Source organism: Sinorhizobium sp. P24N7 (assembly GCF_042436655.1).
Lineage (GTDB): Bacteria > Pseudomonadota > Alphaproteobacteria > Rhizobiales > Rhizobiaceae > Sinorhizobium > Sinorhizobium meliloti_A.
Window position 1 is genome coordinate 88,998 of sequence record NZ_JBHMIW010000015.1, and the last position, 12,253, is coordinate 101,250.

Here is a 12,253-nt window from a genome sequence, read left to right on the forward strand (position 1 = left end):
GCATGCCCGACAATGACCGCGACCTGAAGAGCCGCCCCGATCCGGACGCCCTGCTGGCGCTCGCCGAACAGGGTAGGAAAGGCAAACTAACCGTCTTTCTTGGTGCCGCACCCGGTGTCGGCAAGACCTATGCGATGCTGACGCGTGCGCGGCGCCTCAAGGAAGAAGGCGGCGATATCGTCATCGGCCTCGTCGAAACGCATGGACGCGGCGAGACCGCGGCCCTCCTCGAGGGGCTCGAAGTCCTGCCGCGTCGCCAGGTGCTCCACAACGGACGGGCGCTCCACGAATTCGACCTGGACGCGGCATTGGCGCGCCGCCCGCGCGTCATCCTGGTCGACGAGCTCGCCCATACCAATTTCGGCGAAAGCCGCCATCCCAAGCGCTACCAGGATATAGAGGAACTGGTCGATGCCGGCATAGACGTGTGGACGGCACTCAACATCCAGCACCTGGAAAGCCTGTCGGACGTGGTTGCGCAGATTGCCGGCGTGCCGGTGCGCGAGCGCGTCCCCGACACCGTTCTCAATCGCGCTGACGATGTCCTGCTGGTGGACCTGCCGCCGGCCGAACTGATCGAGCGGTTGAAGGAGGGCAAGGTCTATCTGCCCGACAATGCCAAGCGCGCCGCCGATCGCTTCTTCCGCCTGGGCAATCTGACGGCGCTGCGCGAACTCGCGCTTCGCCGGACGGCCGACCGGGTCGACGACCAGATGGTCGACTATCTCAGGCAGAACGCGATCGAGGGTCCCTGGGGGGCCGCCGAACGGCTTCTCGTCTGCATCGGTCCCGACCCTTTATCCGAAAAGGTGGTGAGGACGGCAAGCCGGCTCGCTTCGGGCCTGAATGCCGACTGGCTCGTCGTTTCCGTCGAGCGTGCGGACGGTGAGGCAGAGAGCAGCGGGGCGATGCGACAGCTCGACGAGACCTTCCGGCTTGCCGAGCAACTGGGCGCCGAGACGCGCCGTATCGTCGGCAACGACTTCGTGGAAGAAATTCTGAAGCTCGCAAGGCGGGAACATGCGACGCAAATCGTCATCGGCGCGCGCCGCCATCGTTTCCCGCTGCGCCTCTTCCGCCGCTCCTTGCCGGATGCGCTTGCCGCTCGGGCGGCCGGTATCGCCATTCACCTCGTAACGGATGGGAATGAACCCGCGGCAAGCCCGAGGACGAGACGCGGAAGTATGCTTCCGGAAAGATGGGGCCGGGGGGTTGCCATCGCCGCTGCTACGGCTGCAGCCGCGACCGTACTCGGCCTGCTGATCGAGCAGTTCGTCGTCCTGCAGAATATCTCGCTTCTCTTTCTTCTGGCTGTGCTCGTCTCGGCGACTTACGCGGGCTATGTCGCTGCGATCGCGGCCGCGCTCATTTCGGTTCTCGCCTACAATTTCTGCTTCATCGAACCGGTCGGCACTTTTACGGTTGCCGAACCGCACGAAGTCTTTGCCCTCTTCGTGTTCCTCGCGGCGGCGATGCTTGCCGGGGGGCTCGCCTCCCGCGTTGGCGAGCAGGCGAAGACAGCGAGGCGGCGGGCCGCCGCCACTCAGGCGCTTTACGATTTTTCGCGCAAGCTGTCCGGTACGGCCAATGCCGAGGATGTGCTGTGGGCGGCCGTCACGCAAGTCCAGGCGACCCTTCGGCGCAACGCCGCGCTGCTGTTGCCGGAGGACGGAGATGTCCGCTTGACGGCGGCCTGGCCGCCGGATACGGACCTCGGCCTTACCGACACGATGGCGGCGCGCTGGGCTTTCGAGAAGAAGGAGGCTGCCGGCAACGGTACCGGCACGCTGCCGAACAGCCCCTTCCAGTTCAGGCCGCTCATGAGTCCGCATGGAGTCGTCGGCGTCTTCGGTTTCCTGCAAGAAGACACACCGCTGGAAATAAGCGAGGAGCGAGTGCTTGCCGCGATCCTCGACCAGACCGCGATCGCCGTCGACAGAGCGCGCCTCTCGCGCGAGATTCTCGACCAGGCTGCGCAACTCGAGGGCGAGAAGTTCCTCGCCGCGCTGCTTTCGTCCATATCCCACGATCTCAGAACGCCGCTCGCGACGATCACCGGAGCTGTGACAAGTCTGCGGCAACTCGGCGAGCTGATGCCGGAGGAGAGCCGGGACGATCTCCTCAAGTCGATCGAGGAGGAGAGCGGCAGACTCACGCGCTTCGTTGCCAACCTGCTCGACATGACCCGCATCGAAGCCGGAACGGTGAACGCCAAGCGCGATTGGGTCGATGTCGCCGATGTCGTCCATTCGGCTGTGGAGCGTGCGCGGAAGTACTTCCCCGGCCGCGTCTTCGAAACCAGCATCGCTCCGGACTTGCCGTTGATCCGCGGCGATAGCGTATTGCTTGGTCAGGTGATCTTCAACCTGCTCGACAACGCCAACAGGTTTGGCGGTGACGAGCCGGTCAGCGTCTATGGGCGGCGGGAAGAAGATGAGATCGTGCTCTCGGTAACCGACCTCGGTAAAGGCATCGCCCCGGCCGACCTCGACCATGTCTTCGACAAATTCTTCCGCAAGGGAAAGCCGGACGGCCGTTCGCTCGGCACCGGTCTCGGCCTTTCCATCAGCAAGGGCTTCGTCGAGGCGATGGATGGGCGGATAAAGGCGGAGAGCCCGGCGATGAAGCGCCGCGGTACGCGCATTTCCATGCGGTTCCCGGCGGCTGAAACAGTGGAGAAGGAGCGCGGATGACGGCCGAGCGTATCCTCGTCGTCGACGACGAACCCCAGATCCAGCGCTTCCTGCGCCCCGCGCTCGCAGCCGCCGGCTACGAGGTTATAGAGGCGGTAAACGGCGCGCAGGCGCTGAAGGCGGCTGCCACTGCGGCGCCGGACATCGTGATCCTAGATCTCGGCCTTCCCGACATGGACGGCAAGGACGTCGTGGCCAATATCCGCGCCTGGTCGCAAGTCCCTATCATCATCCTTTCGGCGCGTGACCGTGAAAGCGAGAAGATCGCCGCCCTCGATCTCGGCGCCGACGACTACATAGAGAAGCCCTTCGGGATCGGCGAGCTGACGGCGCGGATCCGCGCGGCGCTGCGCCATCGCATCCAGATGGCAGGGGGCCAGGCGCAGCTTTCTGCGGACGGCCTTTCGATCGACATGGTCAAACGCGTCGTGACGCGCGACGGCGCGGCGCTCCGGCTGACGCCGAAGGAATACGACCTCCTCGCCATGCTCGCACATTACGCCGGTCGCGTGGTCACCCACAGGACGCTGCTTACCTCCGTCTGGGGTGCAGCCCACGGGGAGGACCTGCATTATCTCAGAGTCTTCATCGGTCAGCTGCGTGGCAAGATCGAACGCGATCCCGGCAATCCGAAGATCGTCCGCACCGAACCCGGCGTCGGTTACCGCTTCGTCGGCGACGAGGATTGAGGCGGCTGTACAAAGCGTCCGTGTACAGCCTCCACTATCTGGCGCATTTCGATGTTCCATCGAAACACTGAAGCGCCCTGCAGCGTCCCGGAGATCAGCCTGCTGCCACGCACTGCTGAATTCTATTGCCACATGGTGCGCATCCGCGCCGCGACATCGATGCGGATCTGCTTTGCGCTGCGCTCGGAGGCATTGGGGCTGGCGACAGGCCAGGTCGCACTCTCGAAGAACTGAAGCAATGTCGCGGGGATAAAGCGTGTGCGGCTCGCGTAGACATGGCGGTCACCCTGCGCGTGCTGACCGCCGGTGAAGAAGCGTTGCGGCACCATCAGCGTCAAACTGTCCTTGGCGCGCGTCATGCCGACGTAGAGAAGTCGCCGCTCCTCTTCCAGCTCTTGGCTGGTGCCTGTGGCCAGATCTGACGGAATGCAACCATCGACGACGTTGAGCATGAAGACGGAGCGCCATTCCTGCCCCTTGGCCGAATGGATGGTCGACAGGATCAGATAGTCCTCGTCGAGCAGCGGTACGCCGGCCTGGTCGCTCGTCGCGTCCGGCGGATCGAGCGTCAGCTCGGTGAGAAAGCGCTCGCGGCTCTGATAGCCGGCGGCGATCTGCTCGAGTTGCACGAGGTCGGCCCGGCGCGTTTCGGCATCCTCGTGTATTCGTTCGAGATGCGGTTCGTACCAAATCCGCGCAATCTCGATTTCCATCGGCCATGCGGGTTTGCGCAGGGCCTGCAGCAGCTCGACCAGGGACAGCCAGTCCGAGCCGCTCCTCGGGGGAGCGGGGACTTCGCCAAGCGCCATCAACGGCTCGGGGTCGGTTGCGATCGTGTCCAGGATCTTGCCTGCGGTCTGCGGGCCGACGCCCGGCAGCATCTGCAGGAGCCGGAAGCCTGCAACGCGGTCACGGGGGTTCTGTGCAAAGCGCAGCACAGCCAGCAGGTCCTTGACGTGAGCGCTGTCGAGGAACTTCAGACCTCCGAACTTTACGAAGGGAATGTTGCGGCGGGTCAGTTCCACCTCGAGCGGGCCGCTGTGGCTTGAGGTGCGGAACAGGACGGCCTGCTGTTTCAGGAGCATCCCGGATTCACGATTGGCAAGCACCTGCTCGACGATGCAGTTCGCCTGATCGGCCTCGTCCCTCACCGTCAGCAGCCTCGGACGTTCAGCCGACTCGCGGTCCGTCCAGAGGTTCTTGGTGAAGCGTTCCCGCGCAAGGTCGATGACCCCGTTGGCGGCCGCGAGGATCGGCTGGGTCGAACGATAGTTGCGGTCGAGCGTGACGATCTCGGCCGGCGGCGAGAATTGCTTCGGAAAGTCGAGAATGTTGCGGACCGTCGCCGCCCGGAACGAGTAGATCGACTGCGCGTCGTCGCCGACGACCGTCAGGCCGCGCCCGCCGGGCTTCAGGGCCAGCAGCACCGAAGACTGGAGCTTGTTGGTATCCTGATATTCGTCGACGAGGACATAGTCGAACCGGTTGCCGATATCGTCGGCCAGGGAGGGATCGCTGACCATCTGTGCCCAATAGAGAAGCAGGTCGTCGTAGTCGAGGACGTTCTGCGCCTGCTTGGCCTCGACGTAGCTGGCAAACAGCTCCTTCAACTGCTGTTCCCAGCCTGACACCCACGGGTACCAAGTGCGGAGCACTTCGTTCAGCGGCATCTCCGCGTTCACTGCCCGCGAATAGATCGCGAGACAGGTGCCCTTGGTCGGAAACCGGCTTTCCATCTTCGAAAAGCCGAGCTCGTGCCGCATGAGGTTGATCAGGTCGGCGCTGTCCTCGCGGTCGTGAATGGTGAACTCCGCATTCAGCCCGATCTGTTCGGCATAGATTCTCAGCAGCCGTGCCCCGATACCGTGGAATGTGCCCGCCCATGAAAGAGCGTCGGTCATTGCGCCGGAACTGGAACCGAGCACCTGTGCGCAGATGCGCCCGACGCGGCGCGACATCTCGGCCGAGGCCCTGCGCGAGAAAGTCATCAGGAGAATGCGGCGAGGATCGGCCCCGTTGACGATCAGGTGAGCAACGCGATGAGCCAGGGTGTTGGTCTTTCCGGAGCCCGCGCCCGCGATGATCAACAGCGGGCCTGCCTGGGTGCCTTCTCCTCTTCCGACTCCATATTCGACGGCGCAGCGCTGTCTCTCGTTCAGTTTCTCCAGATGCGCCGCCGTCGCCATTTGCTTTCCCTCGATGAGCTCTTTGATGTCCGGCCGCGGCCTTAAGAACGGAGCGGGAACATACAGGCCCGATCGGCCGTTGGAAAGTGGGACGTCCCGTCTTCGTGATCGCTTGCTGTACCGGCTGCGCCTCCGCATGCGCATCTGCCGCGTTGAACCCGTCAGTCTTGCCAATTTTTGCCAAGCCGCTATGGTTTTCGCATGGGCACAATGAACATTTCCCTCCCGGACCAGCTAAAGAGCTTCGTCGATGAGCAAGTCGCCGGACGAGGCTATGGGACGAGCAGCGAGTATATCCGTGAATTGATACGCCGAGATCAGGATCGCCTCGCATTGCGCGGGCTGCTGCTTGAGGGAGCCTCGTCCGCACGGACCGACCCGGCCGACGCGGATTATTTCACCAGTCTGCGCGACCGTGTGCGTGGATTGCCGAGCAGGTGAGCAGAAGAAATGTTATCCCCCAGGGAGTTGGCCCGCAGCGATATCGAAGCGGCCATCGACTATTATGCACGCGAAGCTGGAACCGACGTCGCTCTAGGCTTTATCGACGCTCTTCAGGCGGCTTACGATTTGATCGCAAGCCATCCGGAGTCCGGATGGCTGCGGTACGCATACGAACTGGGCCTACCTGACCTGCGTTGTGTCCCTCTGAAGCGATATCCCCATCTCGTTTTCTATCGCGTGGAGGCAGACGACGTCGACGTATGGCGGGTACTTCATGCCAAGCGGGACATCCCGCACTCGATGCAGGAGCCGGACAATCACTGATTGCTCGGTCATTGCCACGTATCAAAGCTCCAGGCGCACGGCCGCAAGCACGCCGCGTAAGGCACTCGGCAAGCGCCGACCTTTGTCAGCCGGTCGGTGCGGCGGTGAAAACCGCCAGCTGAGCGTCGAAAGCGCGCTTGTATGCGGGCCGCGCTTTGCCGCGGGCCACATAGGCGCAGAGGTTCGGATATTCCTCCAGTATACCCGATCCTTCCAATCTCCGCAGCACCGTCACCATCAGGAGGTCAGCGGCGCTGAACGCTCCGTCGATCCAGTCCGCATTGCCCAGTCGGCCGGAAAGTTCGCCCAGCCGCCTGCGGATGCGTTCGTCGATGAAGGGCAGACGCCGCTCGTACCAGGTCTCGTCGCCTTCCAGATACTCGGCGACCTCGCGATCGACGATCGGCGGCTCCACCGTGTTGAGCGAGGCAAACATCCATGTGATCGCGCGCGCCCGGGCATGCGCATCGTCCGGCAGCAGGCCCGCATGGCGCTCAGCGATATGGAACACGATCGCCCCCGACTCGAACAAAGCAAGATCGCCTTCTTCATAGGTCGGAATCTGCCCGAATGGATGAAGCGCCAGATGCGCGGGTTCCTTCATCGCCTTGAACGAAAGAAGACGAACGTCGTAAGGCTGGCCCACTTCTTCGAGCGCCCAGCGAACGCGCATGTCACGCGCCATACCCTGGCCGCCATCGGGCGACCGTTCAAAGGCGGTAATGGTAATAGTCATGCTGCTCTCCATCGCTTGTCCGTCTTCAAGACGACCGGCTGAACGCGATTCCGACACCCCATGCGCGAGATAATCCTCGCGGCGGCTTCAGATACAGCACAATGGTGCGTTCCTGCCGCTGCTAAGCGGAAGAGGCTTCCTGGCAGCTTCCGACCCAAAGCGTCACAGGAGTTCCGAGACCCGCTGGCGCAGAAATGCTGCCGCCTGCTCGGAAGCAGTCTGCCGATCTTGCCAGTCGTCCTTGACCTTGCCCAGATAGGCCTCACGCGCGTAGATCAGCATATCAGCTTCCTGGACCGGCATCTGGCTCGCTGCCCATGTCGCTGCAGCATCCTTGGTGATGAAGTCACCGGTGGCCGATGTACGCCACATGCGCGCAAGGGTTAGCAACACGTTCCGCTCGTCCCCCTGTAAACTGTCGCCCAATGAGGGGAGTGCATCGCGCATTGCGCGGCGTATTTGTTCCGGCGGAAGCGAGGGCAGAAGCTCCTTTGCATCGGGGCCGAACAGTGGAACCGCCTCTTGTCGCGCCTGGACCAGCACAAGCGTGTTTTCCGGGTCGGACACAGGTACGGGGAGACCTCCGCATTCGAATGTGTCCCGCAACCATTCGCCATAAATGAATTCAGCCCGAGCAGGAAAATTCGGTGCGGCGATATCTGCCCGCAGAAACACCATCAGTTCGATGCAGCGGGGCGCCCCGACAGGACGGGGATGGCGGCCGGGCATTCGCAGCAAAGCCGCCAGAAGATCGCGACGCTGTTCGTCGGCCATGGGGCAGTCGACGATCGCGAGGAGGTCGACGTCACTCTGCGGTCGCAGGCCACCCGAAACTGCCGATCCATGCAGATAAACCGCAAGGAGCGCTTCTCGAAGGATGCTGCGGATGGTTTCTGTCGCTGCCAGTGCCTCGTCAATCTGCTGTCTGTCCGTTCGCATGGCTCGGCTCGATTTGCATGAGTACTACCAGGAGGAAGTGCGCAACGCTTTTTCCGTGCGGAAGGGCGCAGTTTCAGAGTGTTAGAGCGTTTCACTGGTCCAATGAAACAGTGAAACGCACTAGAATATTGCAACGAGCGTATCAAGCTCTTGAACCGATACAAGGCAGCTTTTAGTGCGAGCAGACCTTCAGGCAGCGCTCGACTGGCCCGGGTCGCCCTCTCGCAGCCACTGGACGTCACCTATGGAAAGCGCAATTGAGAAAGCGTCGAGGCTGTGGTTGAGCTCGGAAAGCGAGCGCGGGCCGATCAGCGGGATGACACGGCCCTTCTGCGCCAGAACACTCAAAAGCTATTCGACTTCGAGACGACCGCGGGAAATGCCTGAGCGCGCCCGGGTATTCACGGCCTTGCAGCACAGGAGCCCGCGGCCACGCTGCAACTCGGAAGTTCGTGCACAGATGATCTTGCCGACAGGAGGTGCTCCCCTAGATGGACAAGGATGGAGCTTCAGGAAAGCGCAGTTGCTGCCGGTCGCGTGAGCGCCTCTCCGGAAATGCGGTATCAGCCGCGCAATCCGGCTGTCATGGCCGAAGTCGAGCGCCTTCTCACGGGCCGCACGCGTGACATTCGTCTAAGAGGTGAGCTCGGTCGCCTGTTCCAGGAGCGTTCGTGGTCGCGTACGGCCAAGATCATTCGCGCGTGGATGATATGGGTGACCTTGCTGGACGTGCTGACGCTGGGTCTCAACGCGATCCTGCTTCCGAAGGCGGTCGTGCTCTCGATGCTTCCGCCGGCCTGCATTCTGCCGCCCGCGGCGCTGGCCACCGCCTATGTCTGGCGAAAACCGCGCGGCATCCGGCTGCAAAGGATGTCCCTGCTTGCGGGCCTGTTCCTAATCTTCCTTTCGGTCGCGCTGGTGGGCGTGAGCGCGGGTGGGGAATTCCATGAGCGGCACCTGAACATCATGCTGTTCGTCGCCATTACCGCCATCATCATTTTCGCAGTTCCTTTGGCCTGGACGGTGGCGGTCGCCTCTTTCGCGCTCGGCCTCTACCTGATCTTTCAGTTGCAGAATCCGATGCTGGAGAGGGGCAGCGCCGTGGCTGGAACGCTGTTTTTTGCGAGCGGTATTATTGCGACCGTCGTTGCCCGACGCACGATAACGATCCTGGCCCAGAAGACCTTCCTTCTCGAACTTCGCGATATGCGGCGGGTAGCGGAGCTGGCCGACGCCAATGCCCGGCTGGAGCGGCTCGCAAAGACCGATCCCCTGACCGGGATCGCCAACAGGCGCTGGATGATGGAAACCCTCAGTCGTCTCTGGAGCGCAGGCGCGGAGCGGCGGCCGGGCACCGCCATGCTGATGTGCGACATCGACGATTTCAAGAACCTGAATGATCGGCTCGGTCACGCCGAGGGCGATCGCTGCCTCGTCAAAGTTGCCGGGATCATTCAGAGCAGCGTCAGGCGAAACCGCGACCATGTGGCCCGCTATGGCGGTGAGGAGTTTCTCGTGGTGCTTCCGGGCGCAAATGAGGAAGCGGCACTGGCTACGGCTGAACGAATCAGGGCGAGCGTCGAAGCTGCCTCCCTTCCTAACCCCGCATCGCGCGTATCGCCCTACGTCACTCTCAGCATCGGCGTGGCGGCGCAGGCGCCAGGTGAAGAGATCATCGCGCCGGAGAAGCTTCAGAACCAGGCCGACGCTGCACTCTACCTGGCGAAACAGGCGGGCCGTAACCGGGTGGTCCTCTATCAGCCTGACCTGTCGACCTCATAGCCATGTCAGAGATGGCGACCCGCGGCCAACGCTTCTTCGGCCTCGTCGACCGGCATCTCGAAAACCTTCTTGCCAATGTCGAAGCTGAAGCCTGCCCTTGCGAAGGCAGACAGCTCCTTTGCCTTTCGCTTGTCGTCGAGTTCACCCTTGCGAAAGGGCCCGAAGGCACGCTTGCGGGCGAGAACGAGGGCGGCGTACAGGTCGTCCGCCTCGGCAACGGCGGACGCAACCGTGCTTTTGGCAACGCCTCGCTGCGACAGCCTCTGCGCGATCGCCCGCTTGGACTTGCCGCTGCGCATGCCTGAACTGGTGCTGATTTCCGCATAGGCAGCGTCGTTGAGCGCGTTGTTGTCATAGGCGAACTTCACGGCGGAGTCGGCCAGCGCCTTGACTTGCGCCTCGCTGATCCCGTCGAATTTCTGCCGGGCCTTTCGCGCTATGGCGTCGAAGAGCTGCTTCTCGGTGTGCATCCGTCGTTCAAGGCGATAGATCGTCGAGTTGCGCGCCCATGAGAACATGCGGGGTGTCGGTGTGCCGGATTGCTCCGCCCCTTCGTCGGCGGCAACGCTTTCACAGATTGGATGTGGCGCGGAAACGAACGGCTTCACATCGATTTTTCCTTCTGCCGACAATGAAACGGGGCTCATAACCGTTAGGACAGCGGAAGGCTACAACAATGCAGATTCCTCGACCTGGAGCGCCACTGAAGGCGGCATCATAATCCGGCTCGGGCTTGCACCATGTCACCAATCCTTCAGCAATAAGTCTCCCATCGCCACGGGAACAGCTTCGGCATGTGGCGGCGATGGGAAAACGGGCGTGAGGAGCATCGGGAGGATGCGATGCAGGAGGGCGCCGCCGAGCGGCACGGCATTCCATCCGGAGGTGCGGTTGCCATGGGTTTCCGCCAAGCCGCGGGGCTCGTCCAGCAAGGTGAGCAGCAGGTACCGGGGATTGTCCGCCGGTACGATGCCCATGAAGGATGTGACGTTGAGAACCTTGGAATAGCGGCCCTGAACGACTTTTTCCGCCGTGCCGGTCTTGCCGCCGATCACGTAGCCGGGGACGACGGCCTTCGTGGCTGAGCCGACGGCGGTGTTGAGGCGCAGGAGGTGGCGTATCGCCTCACTGGTGTTCGCAGACACGAGGTTCTCAGCCATGGTTCGTTCGGAAACTGGGCTGTCCCTTATGAAGGTGGGCCTGATCAGCCTTCCGCCGTTCGCCAGAGCGGCGACGGCCATGCTGGCTTGCAGGGGCGTGACGGCGATCCCGTGGCCGAAGGAAACCGTTGCTGTGGTCACCTCGCTCCAGGAGGAGGGCCGCAGCGGTGCGGCGCTCTCCGGCAGCTCGGTCGCAAGCTGAGACAAAACGCCGAAACGTCCGAGAAAAGTTCGCAACGCTTCGGGGCCGAGCGCCATCGCCATTTTCGCCATGACGATGTTCGAGGAGTGAATGAAGGCTTCCGGAATGGTGAGCGGCCTGTATTTCCCGCGATAGTCGTGGATGCGCTGCCGTCCAAAGCGCAACGGTCTGCTCGCATCCACGACGGATTGGAGTTCGAACCGGCCCGACTCCAGCGCCATTGTCGTGGTCAGAGCCTTGAACGTCGATCCCATCTCGAAAACGCCGGCGGTGACGCGGTTTATCCGGTCGGGCTTGAAGGCGTCCACCGGATTGTTCGGGTCAAAGGCCGGATAGGAGGCGAGCGCCAGTATTTCGCCATTCGTGACGTCGAGCAGGAGCCCGGCACCCGCGGCAGCTGCGAATTTCGTGACGGCTTTACCGAGTTCCTGCTCCATGGCGTACTGAACGCGCAGGTCGATTGAAAGCTCGACCGGCTGGAGCTCACGCCCCTTAAGTTCGATGCCGGTGCCGCGCAGGTCCGCAAGCCAGTTTGCGTCGATCCATTTTTCGATGCCGGCGATGCCGAAATTGTCGATGTCAACGGCGCCAAGGACATGGGCAGCCAACGGACCGTTCGGATAGAGCCGTTGATTTTCGGGCCGAAAGCCGACCGCCGCCAATCCGGAATCGATCACCGCCTGCTGCTTGTCCGGTGGTATCTGCCGCTTGATCCACGTGAAGGCATCTTTGCGTCGGAGACGGGTATGGAGTTCGCGTGCGTCGAGTTCGGGGAAGATCGCAGTGAGTTTCTCGACCACCTCGTCCAGATCGGGAATCGACCGCGGCTCGACGTAGAGTGACGCGGTCGGAATGTCGGTCGCGAGCAGCTGTCCGTTCCTGTCGAGGATCGCGGGTCGTCCACCGGGAGCGCTGTCATATGTGAGGCGGGTTTCGCGGCCCGCCTCTTCCTGCATGCCGAGTTGCACAAGTCGTATGAACGCGCCGGCGAAAATGGCGGCAAACGCTGTCATGATACAGACGATGCGTAACCGCCTGCTGCGTGCCCTGCTCCGCAGGGCGAAGGCGTGCTTCCTCATTTCGATCCCTCGACGAGAT

11 protein-coding genes are annotated in these 12,253 nt (G+C 62.6%); 5 read left to right on the forward strand and 6 right to left on the reverse strand.

The genetic code is table 11. The features are described 5' to 3' along the window. The first annotated feature begins 2 nt into the window (after positions 1-2). A complete protein-coding gene (locus ACFHWW_RS24645) occupies positions 3-2,693 on the forward strand; it encodes a DUF4118 domain-containing protein (RefSeq protein ID WP_379941368.1) in 2,691 nt (896 codons plus the stop codon). After that, entirely contained in the window at positions 2,690-3,382 is a 693-nt protein-coding gene (locus ACFHWW_RS24650; RefSeq protein ID WP_379941370.1) for a response regulator, read from the forward strand. The genes ACFHWW_RS24645 and ACFHWW_RS24650 overlap by 4 nt, the downstream gene beginning before the upstream one ends. A 122-nt stretch (positions 3,383-3,504) precedes the next feature. On the opposite strand, the gene ACFHWW_RS24655 is transcribed toward ACFHWW_RS24650, so the two are convergent. Then, a complete protein-coding gene (locus ACFHWW_RS24655; protein ID WP_379941372.1) occupies positions 3,505-5,568 on the reverse strand; it encodes an ATP-dependent helicase in 2,064 nt (687 codons plus the stop codon). A gap of 201 nt (positions 5,569-5,769) precedes the next feature. Here ACFHWW_RS24655 and ACFHWW_RS24660 point away from each other — a divergent pair, with 201 nt between their 5' ends. Then, positions 5,770-6,009: a type II toxin-antitoxin system ParD family antitoxin gene (locus tag ACFHWW_RS24660; protein WP_379941374.1), complete on the forward strand. Its 240-nt coding sequence runs from the start codon at positions 5,770-5,772 to the stop codon at positions 6,007-6,009. A gap of 9 nt (positions 6,010-6,018) precedes the next feature. After that, the gene (locus tag ACFHWW_RS24665; protein WP_379941376.1) at positions 6,019-6,336 is read left to right on the forward strand and encodes a type II toxin-antitoxin system RelE/ParE family toxin; all 318 of its coding nucleotides are present in this window, start codon (positions 6,019-6,021) and stop codon (positions 6,334-6,336) included. An 85-nt stretch (positions 6,337-6,421) separates the two neighbouring features. Here the strand turns inward: ACFHWW_RS24665 and ACFHWW_RS24670 are convergent, their stop codons facing one another. The 3 genes from ACFHWW_RS24670 to ACFHWW_RS24680 form a co-directional block, all read right to left on the reverse strand. Next, a complete protein-coding gene (locus tag ACFHWW_RS24670) occupies positions 6,422-7,072 on the reverse strand; it encodes a glutathione S-transferase family protein (protein WP_379941378.1) in 651 nt (216 codons plus the stop codon). A gap of 162 nt (positions 7,073-7,234) precedes the next feature. Then, positions 7,235-8,011: an aminoglycoside adenylyltransferase domain-containing protein gene (locus tag ACFHWW_RS24675; protein WP_379941380.1), complete on the reverse strand. Its 777-nt coding sequence runs from the start codon at positions 8,009-8,011 to the stop codon at positions 7,235-7,237. A gap of 189 nt (positions 8,012-8,200) precedes the next feature. Continuing rightward, a complete protein-coding gene (locus tag ACFHWW_RS24680; RefSeq protein WP_379941382.1) occupies positions 8,201-8,359 on the reverse strand; it encodes a hypothetical protein in 159 nt (52 codons plus the stop codon). A 153-nt stretch (positions 8,360-8,512) separates the two neighbouring features. On the opposite strand from ACFHWW_RS24680, the gene ACFHWW_RS24685 reads away from it, so the two are divergent. Further along, entirely contained in the window at positions 8,513-9,793 is a 1,281-nt protein-coding gene (locus tag ACFHWW_RS24685) for a GGDEF domain-containing protein (protein WP_379941384.1), read from the forward strand. A 5-nt stretch (positions 9,794-9,798) separates the two neighbouring features. Here the strand turns inward: ACFHWW_RS24685 and recX are convergent, their stop codons facing one another. Continuing rightward, positions 9,799-10,371 carry a recombination regulator RecX gene (recX, locus tag ACFHWW_RS24690; RefSeq protein WP_379941521.1) on the reverse strand — a complete coding sequence of 191 codons (573 nt, stop codon included), beginning with the start codon at positions 10,369-10,371 and terminating at the stop codon, positions 9,799-9,801. 165 nt (positions 10,372-10,536) lie between these two features. Further along, on the reverse strand, positions 10,537-12,234 hold the full coding sequence (locus ACFHWW_RS24695; protein WP_379941386.1) for a peptidoglycan D,D-transpeptidase FtsI family protein: 1,698 nt from the start codon (positions 12,232-12,234) through the stop codon (positions 10,537-10,539). Between the last annotated feature and the right edge of the window lie 19 nt (positions 12,235-12,253).